This is a genomic window from bacterium (assembly GCA_013360215.1).
GTDB lineage: Bacteria > CLD3 > CLD3 > SB21 > SB21 > JABWCP01.
Genome location: JABWCP010000013.1, coordinates 39,672 through 64,614, shown reverse-complemented (window position 1 = coordinate 64,614; position 24,943 = coordinate 39,672). Strand labels below are relative to the sequence as shown.

Sequence of the window (24,943 nt, the reverse complement as noted above, 5' to 3'; positions counted from 1 at the left end):
CTATGAAAAATAATATTGTATTATTACTCCTTATAGTTTTGGCTTGTAACAGTGAAGAACATGAAAAAAAACCCAAGATTATAAGCTTTATAGCCAATCCTGACAGCATAACGAGCGGACAAAGCACCATGCTTTCATGGGATGTTAGCGGAGCTGAAACGATTTTTATCGATAATAACATCGGGATCGTGTCAGGAACTCTAAAAACTGTTACACCAGCTTTCACAACTATTTATAAATTGAAAGCAAGTAATAAGGCTGGGATTGATTCAGCAATAACCACCGTAATTGTGAATTCTAATCCAACTAATTATATAGGTATAGCTCAGAAGTATCCGGGCGATCTCAAAATAGAAGAAGATGCCGACGTGATTTTTACAGAGATGTTTGAAGAAGCAACTATATCTAATATGATGACTTATTGGAATCAAAAAACCACCGTATCTTCCAATATAGTCTTTGACAAGTCTGTTCCATCAGGAAGTTTGGGATCTCAATCCTTGCAACTAAAGACTATTGATGATGGAACAAACGCTAATGAAAATACATTTATCTATAAACAGTTGAACCCTGACATCACCGATTCTATTTTTGTTCGATATTACATCAAATATGACAATACCACTGCATATCACCATTCCGGTGTTTATGTCGGCGGCAAAAATCCACCATCGCCAACAGCCGGACAAAAGTCCGGCGTCAAACCGCTTGGCAATGTAGAATTTCACGTAGGTACAGAAATAACAGGTGCTGCAAGACAAAATCCCGCCGACTATTCGAAATTTGGATTTTATAATTATTGGATGGGCATGCACCCCTACACTACCGGGCCGAATGCTGGATCCTATTATGGAAATGAGTTTATTAATAACTCGACCGCCAATAATATTAGTTTGACCTCGTGGCACTGCATCGAAATGATGATTAAATTAAATAGTCCGGTTTCGGCTTCTAATGGCGAACTGAAACTGTGGGTTGATGGTGTTCAAATATTTCATCTGGGCTACATGTTTCCTGTTGGGACTTGGAGTGAAGCATTTTTTACAGAGGGTTCAGGCATACCGTTCGAGGGATTTCAGTGGCGAAATGACCCCGCGTTAAACTTAAATTATATTTGGTTGAAAAATTTTAATGATAATAATAATGCTAATCACATCGGCTCTATATTCTTTGATCATTTGGTAATTGCTAAAAAGTATATCGGCCCTATCTCAAAATGAGATAATAAATTGATTATTATAATATACGCTTCGATTTTATGTGCACAGCAATTTACTTCCATGAGCGACTGCACCCATCTGTTCGTTACGCCATATCAGCAAATTCGAAATAGCGATTATTGTTCTTTTTTTGATATTGATAAAAAGGATACCGTCAAATTGTATGCGCACTTTGAGAAAAGATGCAGTGATTTTATACCGTTAAAAGTACAATGGTATAAAAACAATTTGAAGTATAAAATCTCCGAAATACAAGCAGATCAATTAGATTATTTTACAACGTTTATAGAAGTGGCGGAAAGTGGTGTATTTACGGCTGCGATAGTTGTAAACGACGAATCCGAGCTAAGCGGTTGTGGACAGATTGAAGTAAAATAGAAATGGATACGACACCTATGGACGCTGGAGTTTTTTTTGTAATATCTATTTTGATCGTTCCATTTTGGATATTCTACTTATTAGTATTTAAATACCCAACGAGCCTTGAGTGCGTTTATTTTGATAAACACCAGCAGGGACTACATGTTTTGACTCACCGAAAGCACGGCAACCCTGATGGCGATTCATTCACAGAGTTTTATCATCATTTTCTCTATCTTTCCAACGGTAGAGCTTTTGTATCGAGTTCGATTCAAAATAATTATAATATTGACATTACACTTAAGGAGTTAAGAAAGAAAACAGGGGTATTCCTTGATCCTGATTATAGTTTAAAACCTTATAAACTAAAACCCAATCTATGGATAATATCGAAAGATGGATATCATATCATAATTCACCTAAATAAACTTCATTTTGGAAACAGTAACATAGTAGAATGTAAGAAGCCAGGCCCGCTAGCGTATCAATATCGTTGGAAAGTATAATACCATATGCACTCCAAATATGGCCATGCCCTATTTTAGGATGCCGCGTTACTTTCGCGCTCAAAGCGTTTTATTTCATATCCATGAGAAGCTGTTCGGCCTGTGGCTTATATTTAGGATTAGGTTGCATCTCTATATATTGAGAGAGTCGTTGTTGTGCTTTTTTGTTTTTATCTAAATAATAATACGCTACACCGACATAAAAATACGCTTCGTACAGGTTTTTATTTATTGCAATAGCTTTCTCGTATTCTTCCACGGCCATATCGTAGCGTTTGATTTGTGAGTATACATTGCCAAGTGAATAATAAGAGCGGTAATTGTCCGGATTAATCCGTATACATAACTTGTACTCGTCTATCGCTTTATCCGGCTGTTTATTACGAGACCAGTATTGGCCTAAAGCATAGTGAGTTTGAAACGAATTAGGATCTAACTTCAATGATAATCGCAAAAACGGGCTGTTTGGTTTGTCGTTTTCGGTCAGAAGCCACAATAAAAAATAACTTTCCGCATCGGTTGAATCCAACTCTATGGCACGCTGTAACGCATCATGCGCTTTTTCGCCGTATGTTTTGGGGTCCATATTCAGATATGCTTGTGCAAGAGCACGGTAACCTAAGTTTTGGTCTGGTTTTTTAGCTATCGCTTGTTGGGCTGATCGTAACGCATGGGTAAAATCAACTTCTGCTGCCAAACCATTTTGTTCTTTTTCCAAAGCTAAAAGCGTCAACGCCTCCGCTTTTCCGGCAAAAGCCGGTGCGTAGTTGGAATCCGCAGCAGTCGACCTTTCATAATAAGACAACGCCGTCTTGTAGTCTTCTGACATAAAACGAAGATACGCGGATCGTCCTTTATCATACCAGAATTTGGCTTGATCCGGATTTTGTGCCAGGCCCCACCGACCCAACACTTCAGATATTATTACCACATAACAAAAGATATATTTTTTCATATCGCTCCTTGATTTTCCATTATTGGCATTTCGGCAGGTTTAAATACGGACTGAAACTCATGGATGATCACGTTTTCTATTTCTCTGATATCTTGTTCTTTATTAAGCAACTTTGCTATGGATGTTACGCCCTTGTCCGTGATACCGCAGGGTACGATTCCGTTAAAAAAATCGAGATTTGTATTCACATTCATTGCAAAGCCGTGCATCGTGACCCATCGGGTTACTTTAACGCCGATCGCACAGATTTTTTCAGGTCCGCGCGGTGTATCAACCCATACCCCGGTAACCTTTTCAATTCGTTTTCCTACAATATTATAATGACGAATCGTACGAATAATTACTTCTTCGATATCACGCAAATATCGGTGCACATCGCGATAATAACGGTTTAGGTTGAGAATCGGATAGCCTACGATTTGTCCCGGACCATGATATGTGATATCGCCGCCACGATCGATTTCAAAAACCCGAATTCCGTTTTCCCGGAGCTGTTCCTGATTAAGCAATAAATGTTTTCCAACGCTCTCAACACCGTTTTTACCAACTGTATATGTATGAGGATGCTCGCAAATAATAATCGCATCACCATTTCGACCACTTAAACAATCATCAAAAAGTTGTTTTTGTAGATCCCAAGCGGCTTGGTAATCCGCCAAACCCAAACGATGTATTTGAAATAAATTTGACATATCTACCGCCCCGTACTGCCAAACCCGCCCTGACCGCGCGAACTATCCGTGAGCTCCGTCGCCTCCTCCACATGTGCGTGCAGCACTTCTGCGATGACCATTTGTGCGATTTTCATACCGGGTTCTACTATAAAAGGAGTTGACCCGTGATTGATAAGAATGATACCCACCTCACCCCGATAACCGTGATCAATCGTACCGGGTGAATTGAGTACGGTGATTTGATGTTTGAGAGCAAGACCGCTTCGAGGTCGCACTTGTGCTTCTGTGCCGTCGGGAAGCTGCATGCAAAAACCTGTTTTGATCAAAGCTGAAGCATGGGGTAATATTTCTACCCTCTCGACTGAACAAATATCCAAACCTGCATCGCCGGGGTGCGCATACGAAGGAAGTTTGGCATCCGGATGAAGTTTTTGAATTTTAACAACAGGCATAACTCAATCCTTTTTATTTCGTTTTTTCGAGATTTTTTCCAACCGATCTTTTAACCGCTTTTCTCCGCCGTTGGCTGTGGGCTGATAATAAATGCGCGCTTTCAAATCATCCGGTAAATATATTTGTTCAACAAAGTGCGGCTCCCCCTGATCTGAAAAATCATGCGCATATTTATAGCCCTTACTATAATCCATTTTTTCCATCAGTTTGGTAGGCGCATTACGAAGATGCAGCGGTACAGGATGTGCTTTTTCTGAGCGTACATCATGGATAGCAGCGTCAACAGCCAGATAGGATGCGTTACTTTTAGGACAAGAGGCGAGATACGTAACACACTGCGCAAGGACGATGCGACCCTCCGGCATGCCTATGTAATCTACGGCTGTAAACGTCGAAACCGCCAGTGTAAGCGCGTAGGGATCAGCGTTGCCGATATCTTCCGACGCCAAAACAATCAATCGTCGAGCAATGAACTTAGGATCTTCTCCGCCTTCGAGCATACGTGCCATCCAATACAATGCCGCATCCGGATCGCTCCCGCGGACGCTTTTAATAAAAGCGCTGATCGTGTCATAATGATATTCGCCGGCCCGATCGTAATGAATATTACGCTGCTGATAAGCCTCTTCAACGATCTCCCGAGTAACAATGTGTTTCCCGTTCGTATCTGGTCGGGTGATCTGTATGGCTAATTCCAACGTGTTGAGTAAATTACGGGCATCGCCGGCGGCGTAAAAAATCAAACTGTGAAGATCGGCGATTTCGACAGTCAGAGTTTTTAAAAGATCATCCGTTTTTAACGCTTGATCCAAAATCTTTTCAAGATGTGCATCCGTCAAAGATTCCAGCTTGTATATTTTACATCGGGATTGTAAAGCATTGATAACCTCAAACGAAGGGTTCTCTGTCGTCGCGCCGATCAACGTGATAGTTCCTTCTTCAACACTATGCAGCAAGGCATCTTGTTGTGACTTGTTAAACCGGTGAATTTCATCAATAAACAACATCATTCGTTCCCCGGTCTGCCGTTTGAGCGCCTGGGCATCCTGAATGACCCGACGTACATCCGCTACACCCGCCTCCACGGCACTCAGCGAAACAAACTTGGACCGCGTCTCTGCGGCGATCACGCGCGCCAAAGTAGTTTTGCCGGTACCCGGCGGACCCCAGAAAATCATAGATACGACATTACCTTGTTCGATCTGGGTACGCAAAGCTTTCCCATGCCCAAGCAAATGCTCTTGCCCGATAACCATACTTAGCGTACGCGGCCTGATGCGTTCTGCAAGCGGTATGCGTGCTGTGTGTTGTTCAAATCCTGATTTGTCTATTTCAAATAATGACATGGCACCAATCTATCATGCTCGACATGCAAATGCAAAAAATTACTTCTAAGTATTTGAATAATTGTAGAAATACTTCTAATTTGGATCAGCGTTTAACTTGCTAACCGCAATTTTCAGTTCTGTTGCCCTCACACCCTTTGACATATGAATGCACTTCTTGTTAAATCTGTACATCTTTTTTTCTTCGTATGTGTTTTTGTAGGATTAGATTTTTCTTATGCTCTTGATCCTGCGCGCCGATTGACTCAATACGCGCATACCAATTGGCACTTGAAAGAAGGTTTACCCCAGTCAACGGTAACATCAATCGTACAAACTTCGGACGGGTACTTATGGATAGGAACATTCGAAGGCCTCGTTAGATTTGACGGAATCCAGTTTGAAGTATTCAATAAAACCACCGAACCTGTATTTATATCCCACAGCATTATAAGCTTAACCGTAATGCCCGACAGCTCGTTATGGATTGGAACGGGCGGCGGCGGTATTGTCATACACAAGAACAATCGTTTTTATAGTGCCGCTTCGTTTTCCCCTTTGAGCGAACGGTTTGTCAACGCCATCACCATGGACCACGATAAACGTATTTGGATTGCAACAGACAGAGGCTTGTACCATACCAATGGCGATTCGTTATCACGCGTTTTTTTACCGTATAATTCATCCGAATCTATCATTCATGCACTTCAATGTGATCTAAACGGAAACATTTGGGTTGGTTCGCACGATGGGTTATACATGATTAACTCCATTTCTAAAAAAATCATTATTGTGGATTCCATAAACAAGAATATCTCAAACAAAAGCGCCATCCACGCTTTATCCATAAACAAAGACAATCGCATTTTAGTCGGAACAAACAACGGTTTTTTTGGGGTTGAACAAACCGATCAATCTTATGGTTTAAAAAGTTATTCCGAATTTGATATTCCAAACAACACTCAGATATATGCAATCCGGTATGATCGTCACGGCAATCTATGGCTCGGATCTTCATTAGGGTTATTCCGATGGAATCAAAAACACCTGGAACTCATCAGCGCCAAAGAAGGATTGATGAATAATACGATAATTTCACTTTATGAAGACCGCGAGGGTATTTTTTGGTTTGGTTCGGAATCCGGAGGCTTAAGTTGTTTCAAAGATGCGCTTTTTATTACGTATGGCAACGAAGAAGGCATTTTGGATAACGTAATCCAATGTTTATTTGTGGATCGAAAAAATCGGGTATGGCTTGGTACCGACCTTGGTGTAAGCATGCTTGACTTCGGCAATCAAAACACAAGGCATACATCACTTCATTTGGGAACCAATGGGTTACCAAACTTTCCCATACATGCATTATATGAAGACCCCGAGGGTGCGATGTGGATCGGAACAGACGGGGGTGGATTGACCCGATGGTCCGACGGAAAATATAAGTTATATAATAAAACTAACGGTTTGACCAATAACTTTATCAACGTTGTATTGAAAGACCGTTCGGGAATCGTGTGGATTGGCACCAAAGGCGGCCTGCACGCGTTACATCATAATAATATTTCCGTTTACACGACGTTTAACGGTTTGAATCATGATATTGTGCGCGCTCTTCACGAAGATCGCAAGGGAGGGCTCTGGATAGGCACCGGTAGCGGCGTCAATATTCTCCGCAACAGTAAATTTGAATCTTTTAAGTCGCCGGACGAGACGGTGAGCCACTCGGTTATGACTTTTTACGAAGAAGAAAGCGGTGATATGTGGATTGGTACACACGGCGGGGGGATTATTCGTTATCATGACGGGCATTTTAAGCGCTACTCCAGTCGTGACGGATTATTTGATGACGTCGTGTTTTCTATATTAGAAGATGACAGTGCCAATTTTTGGATGAGTTGCAATCGCGGCATTTTCAGAATCAATAAACATCAATTTGAACAATTAGACCGTCGTATTATAACGAAACTGGAAAGCCATGCTTACGGGATTGATGACGGCATGAAAACCAATGAATGCAATGGCGGAGCACAATACGGCGGGATAAAAGATAAATCAGGCCGGTTGTGGTTTGCTACCATTAATGGCGTATCTGTGGTTGATCCTTCCAAAATTGTAAAAAATTTTGATCCTCCTTACGTTGTCATTACTCGATTTGCCGACGGTCAACAAAATATCAGATTGGATTCGACTATATTCATTCCTGCGGGGCACGATCGCATTGAATTTTATTATACCGGTTTGAGTTATAGTGCACCCGGTAAAATTCGTTTCAAATTTAAGTTAGATGGTTATGACAATGACTGGATTGATGCAGGTTACCGGAGAACGGCTGTTTATACCAATATCCCGCCCGGTACGTACCGTTTTCAAGTCATTGCCGCCAATGCCAGCGGAATTTGGAATACACAGGGCGCAAGCCTGGATTTTGTGCAACAACCATTTTTTTACCAAACATGGTGGTTTGTACTTTTGTGTTTGACCGGAGTTGTTTTTGTTGTGTTGGGTGCATACCGATACAACGTACGTCAGCTGATCGCCCGCGAACAACAACTGGCCGCGTTGGTACAAATGCGTACGCGTAAACTCGAAGAAGAAAAAGAAAGAACAGAAAACGCATTGCAAATGGCCGAATCCGCACGGCGTGTTGCCGAAAGAGAACGGGAAATCGCTCAACAAGCAAGCGAAACCAAATCGCAGTTATTGGGAATCGCTGCACACGATCTACGCAACCCACTTCAAGGAATTGTCGGTTATACTGATCTGGTTCGCGTCGAACTGAACAATCCCGAAAAAGCCAATAAAGACCTTGATCAGATTCAGCGATCGTCTTCACAGATGCTTCATCTTATAAACGGATTACTTGAGACCATGAGCATCGAATCCGGTAAGCTTAAACTGAACAAAGAAAAAACCGACGTTTCAGAAATAACCGCTTTGGTTATACAAGACAACCTGATCCATGCCGAAAAAAAAGCGCAACGCATTCACTTTCATCCGCATGCTGATTCGTATGTATGGGGGGATGCGATTCGTTTGAGGGAGTCGTTTGAAAATATTGTCAATAATGCGATAAAGTACAGCCCGCGCGATTCAGAAATAGATATCAAGGTAGAAGCTACGGATTCAATTATTCGCTTCTCTGTACGTGATCGCGGGCCGGGCCTTACATTAGAAGATAGACGAAAATTGTTCGGTAAATTTCAGCGCCTTTCGGCCAAACCAACCGGCCGTGAATCATCCACCGGTCTTGGATTGGCGATCGTAAAACAACTTGTTGAATTGCATGATGGCCAAATTTCAGTCGAAAGCACACCCGGTGAAGGTGCCGTTTTCATCATCGAACTGCCTCGTTATAACGTATAATCCCAAACGTCTGATCACATAGAATTTTATGATTAAGAAGACCACATGACCCCGGATGAAGTTATAACTTTGTTATGCCAGGCTCACGAAAACGAGGCACACCAACCACTTGCGCACGTACCCCCCGATTTGATCCAATCGCGAATCAAGCTCGCATTACTCAAAAAAATTCAAAAGAAAATATCTAACGACGCGGCTTTGTTGGAAAACTTATGGAACACCAATATACCTGAAGCACAAATTTTGGTTGCAATGACCTCACGCCATACTTCACCCGATATTAATCTTCTAAAGCACCGTATAGAGACTGTACAGCACCCTCATGTTGCGGATGCGTTAATCGAAAGCATCACTCCCGACTTAACCGATCGAAAACAATGGATTGATCGCTGGACTTCATCCCCAAAAGAAATGGTGCGTCGGTGCGGTTATACGATTTTGGCACTATCCGGACCAGCCATTAGTGAAGCCGATTGCATGGCTTATTTGTGGAATATCGTACGTGATATTCACGAATCGCCCAATTTTGCTCGTGAAGCCATGAATAAAGCCGTCATCGCTATCGGCCAAATATCTCCACGGCTCAATAAAGAAGCGCTTTTTGCGGTGACACAAATCGGGCCGGTCGTGCTCGATCATACGGATGCACCCGATGCATTGAAAATATTAACCGATAAAAAACTGCAAGATAAATTTAAAAAAAGCCGTTTGTAGGAAACTCCGTTATGATAAAATCGGTTATTTTTGATATGGACGGGCTTTTGATCAATTCAGAACCCTTTTGGAGGCAAGCCGAACGTGAAGTATTCGCTGATTTGGGCATCGCTCTAACGGATGCGGACTGCGAACGCACGATGGGTTGGCGGTTTGATGAAGTCGTTCACTATTGGTATAAACGTAAACCGTGGAGCGGTGTTGATCTTTATACCGTAGAGCAGCGCGTGGTGGACCGCGTCATAGCCCTATCCACAACGCACGGCAAAGTTATGCCAGGTGTATATCATGCTTTGGATTTTTTTACAAAACACGTCGGCAAATTGGCTTTAGCTTCATCGTCCGCTATGCGCATTATCCAGGCCGTTCTTACTCATCTAAAAATCAAAGATCGTTTTGAAGTTATCCACTCCGCAGAATATGAACCCTACGGTAAACCGCATCCGGGAATTTTTATCACGACAGCGGAGCGGCTCAACGTCAACCCGACAGAATGCCTCGTCATCGAAGATTCACTTAGTGGCGTGATCGCTGCTAAAGCGGCCCGTATGTTGGCCGCATGCGTACCGGATACCGCGGCAGCGGGCAAACCGCAGTGGTGTATTGCCGATATTCAACTTGCTTCATTAGACGCTTGGGACGATAAAACATGGGCTAAGGTCAACGCTTTATGAAAAACTACACCCTGCTGATAGCAATGATAGTATTGATGTGTATCGCTTGCAAACATACCGAGTCTTTGAGCACAACGTATCCTGCTTTAAAAAACATCGAAGGTTTTTGGTCGGATACCCAACGTAAAACATGTTGGATATTTGAAAAAAACGGTGCTTTTCAGTATGGACGGCAAGACTCGGTCGTACACGTTTTTATGTGCGGTCAATATCATATTTCTTCGGATGAACTTATCATGATAGACCGATTGGATAACCGTTTGGTGTATGATTTTTTTGGTCAAGCTGACACGTTGTGGATTCGCTCGGGCGACGAAGCAATACGACTACTCCGATCGCGTCCAACGCGTATTATTGATGCTTGCCCGGATGAAGAGTAACCGTTAATATTTGTCCATCATTGTGTTTCTATATATTTGTTTCCACCGGCCTCTAAATACGATTTGCTTTCAACATTCATTTGCACGCCACTTAAAAAAAATGTAAGTTTCCTGTGTTTTGGAAGAAACCACATCACATACAACCGAAACCGGCCCCGCCGGTCCATCCCAATCTTCACCTAACGGTAGAGGGTTTTTTCGCAGCAACGGTTTAATCCTTGCTCTTGTCGCGGTATCTATCGCTCTAGATTTTTTCCCGTTTACCGGCATGATCCTTCTGCCGTTTGAGTTTTTCACCACATTCGTTCACGAAAGCGGTCACGCCATCGCCAGCCTGATCATGGGCGAATCGGTCAGTCGCATTGTCATCAATCCTGATACCAGCGGTTATATGCAACACACCGTTTCCGGCGGTAGATTAGCGCAAGGCTTCATCGCGAGTGCGGGTTATCTGGGCGCAGCATTATTCGCAGGCATTTTGATCATCATGAGTGGTCGGCGAAATCTGGCGCGGGTTATTTTAGCCGTGATCGGTATCGGGTTTGCCGTAGCCATTATTTTTTATGTGCGTGATTTTTTTACATTAGCTGTTAGCGGTGGCCTATGCGTTGTCTTGCTGTTACTCGCTTTCAAAGGCGGTACATGGCTCAACTATATTGTGATTAATTTTCTCGCCGTACAATGTGCGCTTAACGCCGTCAGCGACGCATTGACTCTGGTACGTCTGTCTATGGGAGCGACACGAAGCCGCTATAGTCTCGGCCATTCGGATGCGGACACCGTGGCGCAATTGTTTTTTTTACCGGCCATAGTGTGGTCCATTCTGTGGGTCATTACCGCTGTAGCGATTTTGTATTATGCGTTAAAAATCAGCGCGCGCTTTCAAGCTTCTGCCAAACCACCACAACCCTCCGCCGGATAAACGTATGATCTCAGATTCACTCGCACGCTCTCTCAATCAGGAACAGCATCTGGACTGGCACGCTTCGGTCACGATACGCATTGCTATTTTAGATATGAATAACGGCCTGCGCAATCTAGGCATTCGCAATATCAAACGTATTATTGATAATTTTACGTATTACGTCCGGGTCAACGGTTATGCGGTCGATTTTCAGATTGATCATTTTCATGTGCGCGATCGCAATGAAGTGCCCGAAAACGGGTACGACATTTATATTTCCAGCGGCGGCCCGGGAAGCCCTCTCGAAGAGACGACAACCGACTGGGAAGAAAAGTTTTCGAAACTTTTAGATCAAATATTAGAGCACAACCTTTCGCACGAAAACAAGCAGTACTTTTTCGGTATTTGCCATTCGTTTCAACTCATGGCCAAAAAATTTGAAGTAGGATATATCAGTCAGCGCGATAAACGTAACCTGGGCATCGTTCCCATTTTTCGCTCCGAAGAAGGTCGGCAGGATTATTTATTCGAAGGACTTCAGGACAAGTTTTATGCTTTTGATAATCGCGACTGGCAAGTAACCGAACCCGATGCGCAGCGGCTAAAAAACATGAATGCCCTCATTTTGTCCTTTGAAGGATCGGAATCGCATGCCGGTAAAGCGATCACAGGTATTCGCTATTCGGATGAAATGGAGTCCGTACAATTTCATCCCGAGGCTGAAAAGAGTGCCATTTTAATGCGGTTTACCGATCCGGACGAAAAATCACACATCATCGAAGTGTTGGGTGATAAAGCGTATGAAGAATTTATCCAATCTGTTCTCAATCCTAATAAACTTTTGCGTACGTACAAAGCCATACTTCCGGGATTCCTTCGCCGCTCTTTTAACGGCTTGATGAATTATTACGAATTGCCGCACTTGCAAAAACCGATAGCGTAGGAGTTTTTTATGAATGATTGTATTTTTTGCAAAATCGCCGATCACCGTATCCCGTCCAAACCTGTATATGAAGACAGCGATGTTATCGCGTTTGATGATCTGCATCCTAAAGCGCCTACTCATATTTTATTGATACCCAAAAAACATATCGAAAAATTATCCGACATGACGGGCGATGATTCGAAGCTCGGCGGAAAATTATTACTTGCCGTAGGCAAAGTCGCCGAAGCGGCCGGCATCAAAGACAATGGTTTTCGTGTCGTCGTAAATAACGGTAAATACGCCGGCCAAGAAGTTTTTCATCTTCATTTGCATATCCTTGGCGGCAAACCGATGGGTTGGAACCCTGCCTGATTCTTTTGTCCTTTCTGCTTATGCGTTAAATAAAAAAAACGGAGCATCCGTATGAAACTTTTTACCATGTTTTGCATCCTATTTACTTTCATAGGAGTGGCAATGGTCACAGCACAGCAGCCGCAAGGTGAGTTCCACAAACATATTATTAAAAAAACGGATGATGAACGCCGTAAGACAAAAGGGCAGGAATGGTGGGGTGCCGGCGCCGTGGTTTTTTCCAAAGAAGAAATCCCGCGTCTCGGTAAAACCGCAGAGGTACAACCCTTATTGCAAACTCAATTTAATCACGGCGACACTTTTTTTGGGCGCGTATATAGCCCCGTACACATGGGCGGCCTGCCGGGGGGAATGCCGGAAGTGATCGAATACCGCGTCATCGAAAACGGTAAACGCATTTATGAAATCGAATCGCGCGGTGATGCCCTACCGGAATCAGATTGGTCATCTTGGCTTATGGAACTTCCAAGTGATTTGCAGCGCTGCTTTGACGAATTGCCTGAGGGTACGCACAATCTCCGCATCGAAGTATGGAGCGCTCGCACCGTAGAGGTTCTGACTGAATGGAAAGACCGCGAAACCGATAAAACCGTCGGTTTTACCAAAGAAAATGAAGGGCGGATCAAGTTTATCGCCGCCGGTGATATCGTGTACGTCAAATGAGTTAACAACGACGAATAATGCAGGAATACCCGAGATTAAAATGATTCATTTTCCCTTTGCTTTTGGCGTCGGGATTTGATATAACGTCTCGAAACTGAGGAGTAAGAAAGTTCGCTATGTCCCGTCAATATCCGATGACTTCCGTACAGGTTGACTACATCAAAAAGAAAACCGAAGAAGTTCAGGAAAAAGAACCGCTCAAGCGCCCCGAATGGCTCAAAGTCAAAATTCCGATCGGTGAAAAATTTTCGGAAATCAAAAACCTTGTCGGTTCCAAAAAACTGCATACCGTCTGCGAAGAAGCCCGTTGCCCTAATCTGTCCGAATGTTGGAATCGCGGCACGGCCACGTTTATGATACTCGGCGATACCTGTACCCGCAGTTGCGGTTTTTGTGCGGTCAAAACAGGTAAACCGACATGGCTCGATAAAGATGAACCCCGGCGCGTTGCCGAGTCCGTGCGAACGATGAATCTTCGCCATGCCGTAATCACGTCCGTCAATCGGGATGAATTGCAAGATGGCGGTTCTATGATTTTTGCCGAAACGATTCGCGCAATTCGTAAAGCCATTCCCACATGCCGCATCGAAGTACTGATCCCTGATTTTAAGGGCAATTTTGAAAATCTCAAAAACGTCATTGATGCGCACCCTGATATACTCAATCACAATACGGAAACTGTTCCGCGTTTGTATCAGGTCGTACGCCCTCAAGCCAACTATGCACAAACGTTGGAGGTACTCGATCGCTCCAAGAAAAACGGCATGATCACCAAAAGCGGACTCATGCTCGGTCTTGGCGAAAAAAACGATGAAGTACTTGCCGTCATGGACGATCTGCGAAAAGTGGATTTGGACATACTCACACTCGGCCAATATCTCCAGCCTACCAAAGAACATATCCCCGTGGATCGTTTTGTTCATCCCGATGATTTTGCCATGTTCCGCGAAAAAGGCCTGGCTATGGGTTTTCGTGTGGTCGAGTCCGGACCGCTGGTACGGAGTTCGTATCACGCCGATGAACAGACCGATGTGGTGGCCGATTCTTTTGTTCGCCGCGACAGCGTCCAAATTTTATAAACCTGTCTTTTATGATTTTTATGAAGACCGCTGATATTTCATAAAACGTCATAGTCATAATTTATTGATTTCTCATGTCAGCGTTTCCCAAGGAAAGTATGTCCACATTCAAAGAGTATTCTCTTAGTCCCGAAGTGCAAAAAGCCATCGAAGAAATGGGTTTTGTCACACCGTCTGAAATTCAAGCAAAAGCCATTCCTCTGCTTTTATCACACCATGGCGATTTTGTAGGCCAGGCACAAACCGGTACCGGTAAAACCGCGGCTTTTGGCATCCCGCTCATCGAAAAAATTGATCCCTCCGCTAAAACGGTACAAGCTATTATTCTTTCCCCGACACGCGAATTAGCCGTGCAAATCAGCGAGGAATTAAAAAAATTAAGTAAACATAAACGCTTGCGCATTCTTCCGATTTACGGCGGTCAAGATATCGGCGTACAGCTCCGTGCGTTGCGCCAAGGCGTGCAGATCGTCGTCGGTACGCCCGGTCGCGTTGTAGATCACTTGCATCGCGGCACATTACAGCTTTCGCAGATCAAACACTTTGTCCTCGATGAAGCCGACGAAATGCTCGACATGGGTTTTCTGGAGGAAATCGAAGAAATTCTTACGCATGCGGGCACCGAACGCAGCATCTGGCTTTTTTCGGCCACACTCAGCAGTCAAATTCGCGGTATTGCCAAACGATTTATGACCGAGCCGCGTGAAGTGAAAATTCAAAAAAACACGGCCACGACGGAAAACACGGAAGAGATTTATTACGCCGTACAGGAACATAATAAATTTGAAGCGTTATGCCGGCTTATTGATCACGCCAAAGAAATGTACGCGATCGTTTTCTGTCAAACCAAAGCTCAATGCGCCGAAGTCGCCGAGCGCTTGGTACTCAAAGGATTTAAAGCCGAGGCTTTGCACGGCGACATGAATCAGGCCCAACGCGAGCATGTAATGCGTAAATTTAAAGCTAAAGGCGTACGGCTGTTGATCGCGACGGACGTTGCTGCGCGTGGCATTGACGTCAATGATCTTACGCACGTCATCAATTATTCGCTGCCGATGGAATCTGAAAGCTATATTCACCGCATCGGTCGTACCGGACGTGCCGGCAAAACAGGAATTGCCATTACCCTGGTAACCCCGTCGGAAAATTATAAGCTTCGTCGGCTTGAAGGTAATACACGTAAACGTATTACCAAATCCACGATTCCCGGCATACAAGAAATCATGGAAGCCAACATTGACCGGACGATTACAGAATTTGAAGAGGCGTTGAAAAATCCGACCGGGTTTGATCGTTATTTTGACCGGTGGAAACCCATACTCAAAAAATATGAAACCGAAGAAATCATGCGCGGTTTGGTAACCTTGCTTTGCCGTGAATTTTTGGAAAAATACGAAGACGACAAAGAACTTAATGTACCGGATAATTTCGGACAGCGTAGCGGAATGCGTGACCGCAGCTATGCGCCGCGTGCAGAGATGACCGAACTGCGTATCAATGTCGGTGCACAGCACAATCTGCAAACCGGCACACTTGTCGGAAAAATATGTAATCTGGCGCGCCTTGAAGGACGGCAAGTAGGCAAAGTATTTATCAATGAAGATCATTCCGTGTTCCGCGTGGATGCCGAATCCGTGGATCGTGTGATCCGTTCCCTCACAGGCATTACCATCGGCGGAAAAAAAGCCGTCGTCGAGCGAACCGATGGACGCTCCGGCGGCGCACCGCGTATGCCCTTCGCCAAACGATCAACTCACACAAAAGAGGATTCCCCGTTTCGTAAATCACGAACATATAAGAAAGATCATTCTTCTTAATTCATCATTCAAAGGAGGCGCTGTATGAAGCGTTTTATGATCCTCGGTTTACTTATGGTAGTCGGTTTGTCAGCCGCATTTGCGGGCGATCCGGATGCCATCATCGGTAAGTGGTACAATGAAGAAGGCACGGCACAGATCGAAATTTACAAACAAGGTTCACAGTATTTTGGCAAAATCGTATGGCTCAAAGAACCTACGTATAACGCCAATGATGTAAGCGATAATGAAGGCGAACCCTTAGTCAAACTTGGCGCCGAAAAAGTAGATTTCAAAAACCCCGATTCTGGTCGTCGCTCACAAAAAATCATCGGTTTGGTGATTTTGCGGGACTTCACGTATGATTCTGCTGAAGGTGAATGGAGCAACGGTATGATCTATGATCCCAAAAAAGGCTCTGATTATAAATGCTATATGCAGCTCATGGAACAGAATAAATTGAAAATCCGCGGATTCATAGGATTTTCATTGATCGGACGTACTTCGTATTGGAGTCGCGCCAATTAATTAGGAATTACATTCTATTTGTTTGATCATAAAAAACCCGCTAATACCTTTAGCGGGTTTTTCATTTGTACCAACAGTAATGATACTTATTACGAAACGTCAGAGCATGGTATAAGCCATAAGCTTATATATAATGACTATTCTATTCACATTCGTCACATTCAGGTGTAGCTCTCGCCCTCGAATTCGACATCAGAATACTTTCTATTCGATCATTTTTATCTTCATGCGGATCATTGCATAAAACAACAAAGCCCTTTGTTTTACCAAAGGGCTTTGATTTTTTCAGATCATTATTAAAACTTATTGACCGCCGCCTTGTGGTGCTTTGGCAACAATTACGGTAACCGGAGCAGACGCTTCGGCCGTACCATCACTTACTTTGACTGTAAAGTTAAATGTGCCCGACTGACCGGTTTGCGGTGTCCACGTAAATTTCCCATCACTGCTCATAGTTGCACCCGAAGGGCCGCCAACGAGGCTGAACGACAGATTATCATTGTCCGGATCACTGGCTGATGCACTGAATGAAATTTCAGATCCTTCTTTGCCATTTTTTGTCCCAACAGCATTCATTTTCGGTGCACGATTAGTATTATTCACTTTGATGGAAACAGATTTTACATCTTCACCGCCGCTTGGATCCTTAGCTGTAAACTTCACCGTATAATCTCCGGCTTGATCATATCCGGGCATCCATGAGAATTTACCCGCCGCATACGTCGCGCCTTTCGGAAGGTCCGAAGCCGTAACATTTAAGCGAATTTGATCTTCTTTATCCGGATCGCTGGCTGACACTGTAAATGTCATAAATTTATTTTCGTCGGCTGTCTGATTATTGATCGCACCGAGGGCAGGATTGCGGTTTACATTTTTGATGGTGATCACGGCCGTTTTGACGGCAAATCCTCCGGCAACATCCGTTGCGCGGAAAGTTACGCGATAGGTCCCGGCTTGATCGTACGTCGGTGTCCAGCTAAATGTGTTATTGGCAAACGTAGCGCCTTGTGGCATTTGCTCCGCCACTACTTTCAGTTTGTCCGCATCTTCTTTATCCGGATCACTGGTTTCAATGCGAAACTCCATCTTCGCATTTTCATCGCCGTTTTGCGCGGCCACATCCGCTACAACAGGGGTGCGGTTTACATTCTTAACTTTGATTACGAGTTCTTTGTTATCCGCGACGCCCAATACATCCGTAACCGTAATACGTATATTGTGATCGCCGGATTGATCATACGTCGGTGTCCACTTGACGACACGTGTTGCCGCATCAAAATTTGCACCTTCCGGCAATCCTTCTGCTTTATACGTGAGCTTGCCGGCATCTTCTTTGTCCGGGTCGTTCGCTGCAGGAACGGTAAATGTGAAAGGAGTGTTTTCTGTCGCGGCTTGCGCAAGGATCGCAGCCAATACCGGCGGACGATTGACGTTATTAATCGTTATGACCGCTTCTTTGGTGTCCGATAATTTTTCAAAATCAGTTACCGTAAATTTAACCGTATAGTTACCCGCTTGATCAAACGTCGGTGTCCACGTAAAATTACCGCCGGCAAACGAAGCGCCTAGCGGCATTCCGGCCGCAGCTACCGTCAAACGATTCGCATCTTCTTTATCCGGATCGGAAAATTTGACCTGGAAAGCCAACGGTTTCTGCTCATCCGAAGTTTGCGCTGCAATCACTTCCATTACCGGAGGACGATTGATATTTTTGACCGTGAAACGAAATGTCGTCGTAGCTGTAAGTCCAAGTGCATCGGTAACGGTTACTTTGACACCTTCATATACGCCGGATTGATCGTACGTCGGTGTCCATGCGATCGTACGCGTCGCCGGATCGAAAGTCGCACCTTGCGGTAGATTTTCAGCTTTGTAAGTAAGCTTGCCTACGTCTTCTTTATCCGGATCCGTTCCTTCCGTTACGACCAACGTATAGGCTTTATTTTCATCCGCATTTTGCGCAGGAACTGCAGCGATACTTGGCGCGCGATTGATATTCACGACTTGGACAGGTACGGTCATTTCATCGCTGGCACCGGCCGGATCGGTTACTTTGAATACAGCCGTATAGTCGCCGGATTGATCATAGGTCGGCGTCCATGTCAAGGTGCGGGTTATTTCATTATATATTGCACCTTGGGGTACGGTCGTCGCTTTGATTGTCAGCTTGCCGTCGTCTTCGGCATCGGCATCCGCCGCCGCTATTTTGAATGATAACGGTTTCACTTCATCAATCTTTTGCGCATCCACGGTAGCAAAGAAAGGTGGACGATTGACGTGGTTTACGGTGATTGATGTATTGACGGTGTCGCTCAATCCTTCGGCATCACGCACGATAAAATAAATCCCGTCGTATTTGCCCGATTGGTCATACGAAGGTGTCCACGTTAAAACACCGCTGCTGCGGTCAAACGTTGCGCCGGGAGGAATATTGAATCCACCCAACTCCAACTTACCGGCGTCTTCTTTATCCAAATCGCTGGCGACGACCGTAAATGATACCGGCTTGTTTTCGTCCGTCGTGAACGATGCCGCAAGCGCATCAAACATAGGAGGGCGATTGATGTTTTTAACCGTCAACGTTGTTTGTTTGGTATCCGTTGCACCACTGCCGTCCGTCACCACAAAAGACAATGTGTATACACCGGATTGATCGTAAGCGGGAACCCACTTGAAAGCCAGCGTCTTACTGTCAAACGTTGCACCGGTTGGCGGATTAGTCAATTCGACTTTGAGGCTTGTCGTATCTTCGATATCCGGATCGGTCGGTTTATTGATCGTAAAAGCCAATTCTTTATTTTCATCTACCGTGTAATTTCCCGTGGAAGGAAGCGCCGGGGCGCGATTGACATTATTTACGGTGATTTTGATCGTATCACGCGAAAATAATGCGGATTGTGTTTTTTCTGTCGCGGAGAATACTACTCCCTCATATACGCCGGATTGTTCGAAAGAAGGTGTCCACGAAAAAACCGTATCTTTGATATCAAACGATGCGCCTTGAGGAATAAAATTGGCAGAAAAACCGATCGGATTGTTATCCGGATCCATACCTTTGATTTTAAAACGCAACGTCTGGTTTTCGGCTATGACCTTATCGCCGGAACGTGTAATGACCGGAGGTTTGTTATGCGTGAGAAAAAGAACCGCATTCAAATCTGCCGCAACAAGGAAAATATCATATTTGATCATACCGAATGTTTGACCCGGCGTATCGTAGCGCGCATCAAAAAACGGTTTTGCCGGATTGCTCACATCATAGGCGCGAATACCCGCATCGTCAACACCGATATAGACGTACGGCCCTTCTTTGAAGATACGATTCGCATGGCCGGGTAATGTTTGCGATGCAATTTGTCTGATTTTTTCGGGATTGGTGATATCCAAAATCACAAAACCGCTCGGCCCGTCTGCCACACAGATGTAGTTATCCCACACATCCAAACCTTCGGCAAACTGCGTAGGAAAACGTTTGATCTCTTTGGGCGCAAGAGGGTTTTCGATATTGATGATATGTACGCCGGCTTTACGATCAGCAAGGTACAAACGGTTTTCACGAATCAAAAGCTGACGCGCAAAGTCCCAATCTTTATCAAAACGCAGAGAACCGACTTCTTTAGGCGCTTTGGGATCTGTAATGTCAATAACGAGAAGACCGGCAAGACCGGCCGCTACGAAAGCATAATTATCTTTGATCTGGACGTCCCACGCTTCACCGCGCGTTTCAAAGGATGTCACGAGTTTAGGTTTGGACAAACTGGTAACATCATAGACAACCAAACCGGCTTTATTATCCGATAAAAACACCATCTTGTCTTTTTTGGCAATACCAAAATTTTGACCTTCCGATTTGGTACGGCTGCGAATAATCGGGCGGCGGATATCGGAAATATCAATGATCTGAAGGCCGCTGAATTTATTGGCAACAAAAAGCGTTTTTCCGTCCAAAACGAGGTCTGTCGCGCCGTCGTCTGGATTTCCCACGCGGGACACAAATTCGAACATGCCGCGCGCATTGGATTGGCTGTGTGCCGTTTGTGCAAAAAAAGACAGAAGCACTGCGGCCCAAACCGCAATACCGGTTAAACGTACTTTGAGCATTGTTTTCTCCGGGAAATTCATTTTACTCTATCGAAAGTTACCACAATTATGCAGATATTTGAACGCAGGGTTACGCCCGCGAATATAGACAGGTACACCTAAAAAAGCAAGTTAAGCAATCCAAAAAAAAGTCGTTTTTTTATAAAATCATACCCTGGAAAATCAGCCGTTTTTTGCGTTTTGATCGGTACGGGCAATAATCACCCGATGCGGATAAGGTATCTCGATGCCGTTGCGGGCAAATGATGAATGGATCCGGTCCCGAACCGTATCGCCGGTCTCGAAATGCTCTTTATAATGCCGAACGCGTCCGATCGCCACCAGCTGCACAGCCGAATCGCCAAAACCTATCACAGCCACTTCAGGCAACGGTTCTTTGAGAATGCGTTCATCACTCTGCAATACCTCCAGCAATATTTTTTTCGCCTTTTCGATGTCGCTACCATAGGCTATGCCCACTTCGATACGCAACCGCATCGTTGGATCCGGATAGGCAAAATTGATAATATCCGATTTGACGATCTGCGCGTTGGGCACCGTGACTATATTGTAATCAAAATCAAGAATCTGTGTGCTGCGAAGACCGACTTTGACGATATCACCGGTGATATTGCCGGCCGTAATACGAATACGATCCCCCACGCGAAACGGGCGATCCACCATGATCACAAAACCTGCAATCATATTAGACAACGTTTCCTGCGCCGCAAACGCGATGGCAAACGAACCCACACCAAGCGACACGACGAGTGCTTTGATATCAATGTGAAAATGATCAAGACAGATCATCAGTGCGATAGAATAAAGCAACATATTAAGAAGACGACGAATCAGCGGAAGTATTTCTTCATCCACCGGACTCTCTGTCCTCACCGCGATGGTAGCCACATACCATTCGATGATTGTTTTCGTTACGTTGGTCAGGAGTATGGTCGCGAGGATGACCATCACAACAAAAAAAGCGCCATCCACATAGTTGAGCCACGTACCTTGAAATAAAGGCTCCAACCGATTGATAGCAAAATAAAGCGCCGTCGTATTGACGATTCGTTGCACGGATTTTTCAAATATGGCAACGATTTTATCGTCGAGATCCGTTTCTGTTTTAGCAGAAATTTTGTATCCGATCAGGTGTACCAAGCGATACAAAAGTTTAGCCAATACGTACCCGCCGACAATTATCACCCCGGCTTGGATCAAATGCCGCCATACCGGATCTTCGACCTGAAATACACCAAACCATTCTGCCATCGTTGAACAGACCCTTAGTAGAAATTTTTAAGTGTTAAATGAAATTACGGGTGGAGATCGTTTGCATCAAAAGCGTGAGGCAAAAGTTCTTTCATGCTGAAAACGGAATACACGCCATGGATATTACTGCAAATTATCCGCGCATTGGGTGCAAAATCGGAAAGCACCTGTCGGCACGCCCCGCAAGGAAAACACGGCCCGGTCGTATCGGCAACAACCACGACGGTATGTACATCTCGTTCGCCTTCTGAAAGCGACTTGAAAATCGCCGTACGTTCGGCACAGATCGTGAGACCGTAAGAACTCACTTCGACATTACATCCGGTGAATCGTTTGCCGGACTTCATCACAACCAAAGCGCCGACCTGGAATTTGGAATATGGCGCTACGGCAAATGATCGCGCATGGATCGCTTCTTGGATCAGCGCTTCTATTTCTTCACGCTCATTCATAACAGATTATACGCTCTGCTGCCGATAAGTGCAAGAAAACTTCCGAGATACCCGGATAAGTGCGAGAGCGCTTAAGGCATGCAATTTGACTTTGAATCTTTTTTTTTAGAACTTACCGCCGCTGAATCAACATCCCAACCACCGTTTAAACATTGTGTACACCGAGGCATCGTGGAACCCATCCATAAACCTTTTCGTTTGTCTGATCTTAAACCGCCTGAAATTCACGACAGCGTTTTTATCGCCAATACCGCTTCTGTCATCGGCGGCGTAAAAATCGGCGAAAATTGCGGCATCTGGTTTGGCGCCGTTTTACGTTGCGACATGGACCCCATCATTATCGGAAAAAACTGCAATATACAGGATAACGCCGTCGTGCATGTGGACGATCATTTTCCCGCCATTATCGAAGATAACGTCTCCATAGGTCACAGCGCCATCGTGCACGGCGCAACCATTCGCAAAAACTGCATCATCGGCATGCATGCCACGATACTCAACGGTGCCGAAGTCGGTGAAAACTGCATCGTCGCGGCGGGTGCGATCGTCATGCAAAATCAGATTATTCCGCCCAACTCGGTTGTCATGGGTGTGCCTGCCAAAGTCAAAAAAACAGCCGATGAACAAACATTGGCGATGATACGCCGCAATTGGGAAGTATATTGTGAATTTGCCGCCGAGTATCGCAAATCCAAATACCATAAAGACAAATCGTTATTGTAATATACCGTTTTGCGAACGAAAAATTGTTTAACCCTACACAGGAGGAGCGTCTATGAGTGAAACACAAAAAGGCGGTTTTTTTACCGCGCCGGTTATTATCGGTCTTTTTGTTTTGGCCGTGATCGGCATGATGTCGCTGTTTTCCAGTCAACCCATGTTTTCCACGGTTGAATCCCTTGGTCACAGTCAAATTATGTTTTTCGGTATTCCTTTCGAATTTACCCTTTTTGCTTTGACGCTGCTTGGTGTGGCGCTTTTTCACCATTATGTTTTGCAAGTTGCGCTTATTGGCTTGGCTACCATCTTAACTTTCAAATTAGGATTTACCAATTTTAATTTAATGAATCATATCCATCACGAATGGGAAATCCTTACCAATCTGCTCGGGTTGTTGCTTGGTTTTGCACTTTTGGCAAAACACTTTGAAGAATCCAAAATCCCCGAAATTCTTCCCAGATATCTGCCATCCGGCTGGATGGGCGGTTTTGTGTTACTGTTTATCGTTATGATTCTCTCATCGTTCTTGGATAATATCGCCGCGGCAATGATCGGCGGTACCATTGCGATGGTCGTTTTCAAAGGCAATGTGCATATCGGATTTCTTGCGGCGATCGTTGCTGCAAGCAATGCCGGAGGTGCCGGCTCTGTCGTCGGCGATACAACGACAACGATGATGTGGATAGACGGTGTAAACGCATTGGATGTCACACACGCTTTTGTTGGCGCGATCGCGTCATTCTTAGTATTTGGTTTTATCGCCGCCAAACAACAACATAAATTTCAACCTATCGTCGCGGCCCATGCCGAAGATATCGCCATTGACTGGGGGAAAATTTTAGTTGTCTTCCTTATCCTCGTCGGTGCGATTACAACCAACTTTATGTTGGATTTCCCCGCCGTCGGCGTATGGATCGCGATTTTAATTGGCGCGACATTTCGCAAAACTGCATGGCATGAATTGCCCGGTGCTTTGAAAGGTAGTATTTTCCTATTATCCTTGGTGATGTGCGCTTCGATGATGCCCGTCGAGGAACTGCCTCCGGCTTCCTGGGAAACAGCCTTCAGCCTTGGTTTTGTTTCTGCTGTATTTGATAATATTCCGCTGACCAAATTGGCTCTGACACAAGGCGGCTACGATTGGGGTATTTTGGCATTTACAGTAGGTTTCGGCGGTTCCATGATTTGGTTCGGATCGTCGGCCGGCGTCGCATTGACCAATATGTTCCCCAAAGGCAAATCCGTAGTATTTTGGATAAAAGACGGCTGGCACGTTGCCGTAGCCTATATCATCGGCTTTTTTATAATGCTGTATATGGTCGGATGGCATCCGCACGCACCGCATAAGGAAGGCAAAGAGACCAAACCCCACGCCCAAGTGATCGAACAAGCGCCAGCCGGGTCTTGCTGTATGCCCGGTGCCGGCGGCACTTCATCGCACTGATAGTTTGGTTTTTTGCTTTTGTAAAAAGTAGGAAATGATTATTATGCGGGTTGTTCATCGCAACCCGCTTTTTATTTTTTTGAG

Annotated in this window: 23 protein-coding genes; 16 read left to right on the top strand and 7 right to left on the bottom strand. The window is 44.7% G+C overall.

All coding sequences use genetic code 11. The annotated features are described in order from the left end of the window. Positions 1 to 2: 2 nt before the first annotated feature. The 3 genes from HUU58_09850 to HUU58_09840 are packed head-to-tail and all read left to right on the top strand — an operon-like array spanning position 3 to position 2,086. Positions 3 to 1,220 (top strand): hypothetical protein, encoded by a 1,218-nt coding sequence (locus HUU58_09850; GenBank protein NUN45977.1) that lies wholly within the window; start codon positions 3 to 5, stop codon positions 1,218 to 1,220. A 9-nt stretch (positions 1,221 to 1,229) separates the two neighbouring features. Continuing rightward, complete coding sequence (locus HUU58_09845) at positions 1,230 to 1,598, top strand: hypothetical protein (GenBank protein NUN45976.1); 369 nt, start codon at positions 1,230 to 1,232, stop codon at positions 1,596 to 1,598. Between the two features lie 2 nt (positions 1,599 to 1,600). Next, positions 1,601 to 2,086 (top strand): hypothetical protein, encoded by a 486-nt coding sequence (locus HUU58_09840; protein ID NUN45975.1) that lies wholly within the window; start codon positions 1,601 to 1,603, stop codon positions 2,084 to 2,086. 70 nt (positions 2,087 to 2,156) lie between these two features. On the opposite strand, the gene HUU58_09835 is transcribed toward HUU58_09840, so the two are convergent. From HUU58_09835 to HUU58_09820, 4 genes are read right to left on the bottom strand one after another with little or no spacing between them, the layout of a single operon-like run. Further along, complete coding sequence (locus HUU58_09835; protein ID NUN45974.1) at positions 2,157 to 3,041, bottom strand: tetratricopeptide repeat protein; 885 nt, start codon at positions 3,039 to 3,041, stop codon at positions 2,157 to 2,159. After that, entirely contained in the window at positions 3,038 to 3,733 is a 696-nt protein-coding gene (gene lipB / locus HUU58_09830) for a lipoyl(octanoyl) transferase LipB (GenBank protein NUN45973.1), read from the bottom strand. The genes HUU58_09835 and lipB overlap by 4 nt, the downstream gene beginning before the upstream one ends. 2 nt (positions 3,734 to 3,735) lie before the next feature. After that, positions 3,736 to 4,167, bottom strand: coding sequence for a dUTP diphosphatase (dut, locus tag HUU58_09825; protein ID NUN45972.1), 432 nt, complete (start codon positions 4,165 to 4,167; stop codon positions 3,736 to 3,738). A 3-nt stretch (positions 4,168 to 4,170) separates the two neighbouring features. Beyond that, a complete protein-coding gene (locus HUU58_09820) occupies positions 4,171 to 5,514 on the bottom strand; it encodes a replication-associated recombination protein A (GenBank protein ID NUN45971.1) in 1,344 nt (447 codons plus the stop codon). A gap of 144 nt (positions 5,515 to 5,658) precedes the next feature. On the opposite strand from HUU58_09820, the gene HUU58_09815 reads away from it, so the two are divergent. The 11 genes from HUU58_09815 (at position 5,659) to HUU58_09765 (ending at position 16,891) form a co-directional block, all read left to right on the top strand. Further along, a complete protein-coding gene (locus HUU58_09815) occupies positions 5,659 to 8,856 on the top strand; it encodes a hypothetical protein (GenBank protein ID NUN45970.1) in 3,198 nt (1,065 codons plus the stop codon). Between the two features lie 45 nt (positions 8,857 to 8,901). After that, positions 8,902 to 9,570, top strand: a complete 669-nt coding sequence (locus HUU58_09810) for a DNA alkylation repair protein (GenBank protein ID NUN45969.1) — start codon at positions 8,902 to 8,904, stop codon at positions 9,568 to 9,570. A gap of 11 nt (positions 9,571 to 9,581) precedes the next feature. Then, on the top strand, positions 9,582 to 10,244 hold the full coding sequence (gene hxpB, locus HUU58_09805; protein ID NUN45968.1) for a hexitol phosphatase HxpB: 663 nt from the start codon (positions 9,582 to 9,584) through the stop codon (positions 10,242 to 10,244). Then, positions 10,241 to 10,624 carry a hypothetical protein gene (locus HUU58_09800; GenBank protein NUN45967.1) on the top strand — a complete coding sequence of 128 codons (384 nt, stop codon included), beginning with the start codon at positions 10,241 to 10,243 and terminating at the stop codon, positions 10,622 to 10,624. The genes hxpB and HUU58_09800 overlap by 4 nt, the downstream gene beginning before the upstream one ends. 118 nt (positions 10,625 to 10,742) lie before the next feature. After that, on the top strand, positions 10,743 to 11,546 hold the full coding sequence (locus tag HUU58_09795; GenBank protein NUN45966.1) for a M50 family metallopeptidase: 804 nt from the start codon (positions 10,743 to 10,745) through the stop codon (positions 11,544 to 11,546). Positions 11,547 to 11,550: 4 nt separating this feature from the next. Next, entirely contained in the window at positions 11,551 to 12,471 is a 921-nt protein-coding gene (locus HUU58_09790; protein NUN45965.1) for a GMP synthase, read from the top strand. A gap of 9 nt (positions 12,472 to 12,480) precedes the next feature. Next, the gene (locus HUU58_09785) at positions 12,481 to 12,825 is read left to right on the top strand and encodes a histidine triad nucleotide-binding protein (GenBank protein ID NUN45964.1); all 345 of its coding nucleotides are present in this window, start codon (positions 12,481 to 12,483) and stop codon (positions 12,823 to 12,825) included. Positions 12,826 to 12,876: 51 nt separating this feature from the next. Beyond that, entirely contained in the window at positions 12,877 to 13,488 is a 612-nt protein-coding gene (locus HUU58_09780; GenBank protein NUN45963.1) for a hypothetical protein, read from the top strand. 116 nt (positions 13,489 to 13,604) lie between these two features. Continuing rightward, complete coding sequence (lipA, locus tag HUU58_09775) at positions 13,605 to 14,567, top strand: lipoyl synthase (protein ID NUN45962.1); 963 nt, start codon at positions 13,605 to 13,607, stop codon at positions 14,565 to 14,567. A 98-nt stretch (positions 14,568 to 14,665) separates the two neighbouring features. Next, complete coding sequence (locus HUU58_09770) at positions 14,666 to 16,384, top strand: DEAD/DEAH box helicase (protein ID NUN45961.1); 1,719 nt, start codon at positions 14,666 to 14,668, stop codon at positions 16,382 to 16,384. Positions 16,385 to 16,408: 24 nt separating this feature from the next. Then, positions 16,409 to 16,891, top strand: coding sequence for a DUF2147 domain-containing protein (locus HUU58_09765; protein ID NUN45960.1), 483 nt, complete (start codon positions 16,409 to 16,411; stop codon positions 16,889 to 16,891). 303 nt (positions 16,892 to 17,194) lie between these two features. Here the strand turns inward: HUU58_09765 and HUU58_09760 are convergent, their stop codons facing one another. The 3 genes from HUU58_09760 to cdd form a co-directional block, all read right to left on the bottom strand. Beyond that, a complete protein-coding gene (locus HUU58_09760; protein NUN45959.1) occupies positions 17,195 to 20,992 on the bottom strand; it encodes a tandem-95 repeat protein in 3,798 nt (1,265 codons plus the stop codon). A 162-nt stretch (positions 20,993 to 21,154) separates the two neighbouring features. Then, the gene (locus HUU58_09755) at positions 21,155 to 22,243 is read right to left on the bottom strand and encodes a mechanosensitive ion channel family protein (protein NUN45958.1); all 1,089 of its coding nucleotides are present in this window, start codon (positions 22,241 to 22,243) and stop codon (positions 21,155 to 21,157) included. Between the two features lie 44 nt (positions 22,244 to 22,287). Continuing rightward, a complete protein-coding gene (cdd, locus tag HUU58_09750) occupies positions 22,288 to 22,695 on the bottom strand; it encodes a cytidine deaminase (protein ID NUN45957.1) in 408 nt (135 codons plus the stop codon). A 78-nt stretch (positions 22,696 to 22,773) separates the two neighbouring features. On the opposite strand from cdd, the gene HUU58_09745 reads away from it, so the two are divergent. Together HUU58_09745 and HUU58_09740 are read left to right on the top strand one after the other, a co-directional pair. Then, entirely contained in the window at positions 22,774 to 23,418 is a 645-nt protein-coding gene (locus HUU58_09745; protein ID NUN45956.1) for a gamma carbonic anhydrase family protein, read from the top strand. 52 nt (positions 23,419 to 23,470) lie between these two features. Beyond that, on the top strand, positions 23,471 to 24,859 hold the full coding sequence (locus tag HUU58_09740; protein NUN45955.1) for a citrate transporter: 1,389 nt from the start codon (positions 23,471 to 23,473) through the stop codon (positions 24,857 to 24,859). Positions 24,860 to 24,943 lie beyond the last annotated feature (84 nt).

Excerpts from the sequence above, each read along its gene's own strand:
- HUU58_09850 (NUN45977.1), top strand. The coding sequence starts at position 3 with ATGAAAAATAATATTGTATTATTACTCCTTATAGTTTTGGCTTGTAAC.
- HUU58_09840 (NUN45975.1), top strand. The coding sequence starts at position 1,601 with ATGGATACGACACCTATGGACGCTGGAGTTTTTTTTGTAATATCTATT.
- HUU58_09835 (NUN45974.1), bottom strand. The coding sequence starts at position 3,041 with ATGAAAAAATATATCTTTTGTTATGTGGTAATAATATCTGAAGTGTTG.
- lipB (NUN45973.1), bottom strand. The coding sequence starts at position 3,733 with ATGTCAAATTTATTTCAAATACATCGTTTGGGTTTGGCGGATTACCAA.
- dut (NUN45972.1), bottom strand. The coding sequence starts at position 4,167 with ATGCCTGTTGTTAAAATTCAAAAACTTCATCCGGATGCCAAACTTCCT.
- HUU58_09820 (NUN45971.1), bottom strand. The coding sequence starts at position 5,514 with ATGTCATTATTTGAAATAGACAAATCAGGATTTGAACAACACACAGCA.
- HUU58_09815 (NUN45970.1), top strand. The coding sequence starts at position 5,659 with ATGAATGCACTTCTTGTTAAATCTGTACATCTTTTTTTCTTCGTATGT.
- HUU58_09810 (NUN45969.1), top strand. The coding sequence starts at position 8,902 with ATGACCCCGGATGAAGTTATAACTTTGTTATGCCAGGCTCACGAAAAC.
- hxpB (NUN45968.1), top strand. The coding sequence starts at position 9,582 with ATGATAAAATCGGTTATTTTTGATATGGACGGGCTTTTGATCAATTCA.
- HUU58_09800 (NUN45967.1), top strand. The coding sequence starts at position 10,241 with ATGAAAAACTACACCCTGCTGATAGCAATGATAGTATTGATGTGTATC.
- HUU58_09790 (NUN45965.1), top strand. The coding sequence starts at position 11,551 with ATGATCTCAGATTCACTCGCACGCTCTCTCAATCAGGAACAGCATCTG.
- HUU58_09785 (NUN45964.1), top strand. The coding sequence starts at position 12,481 with ATGAATGATTGTATTTTTTGCAAAATCGCCGATCACCGTATCCCGTCC.
- HUU58_09780 (NUN45963.1), top strand. The coding sequence starts at position 12,877 with ATGAAACTTTTTACCATGTTTTGCATCCTATTTACTTTCATAGGAGTG.
- lipA (NUN45962.1), top strand. The coding sequence starts at position 13,605 with ATGTCCCGTCAATATCCGATGACTTCCGTACAGGTTGACTACATCAAA.
- HUU58_09770 (NUN45961.1), top strand. The coding sequence starts at position 14,666 with ATGTCCACATTCAAAGAGTATTCTCTTAGTCCCGAAGTGCAAAAAGCC.
- HUU58_09765 (NUN45960.1), top strand. The coding sequence starts at position 16,409 with ATGAAGCGTTTTATGATCCTCGGTTTACTTATGGTAGTCGGTTTGTCA.
- HUU58_09760 (NUN45959.1), bottom strand. The coding sequence starts at position 20,992 with ATGCTCAAAGTACGTTTAACCGGTATTGCGGTTTGGGCCGCAGTGCTT.
- HUU58_09755 (NUN45958.1), bottom strand. The coding sequence starts at position 22,243 with ATGGCAGAATGGTTTGGTGTATTTCAGGTCGAAGATCCGGTATGGCGG.
- cdd (NUN45957.1), bottom strand. The coding sequence starts at position 22,695 with ATGAATGAGCGTGAAGAAATAGAAGCGCTGATCCAAGAAGCGATCCAT.
- HUU58_09745 (NUN45956.1), top strand. The coding sequence starts at position 22,774 with ATGCAATTTGACTTTGAATCTTTTTTTTTAGAACTTACCGCCGCTGAA.
- HUU58_09740 (NUN45955.1), top strand. The coding sequence starts at position 23,471 with ATGAGTGAAACACAAAAAGGCGGTTTTTTTACCGCGCCGGTTATTATC.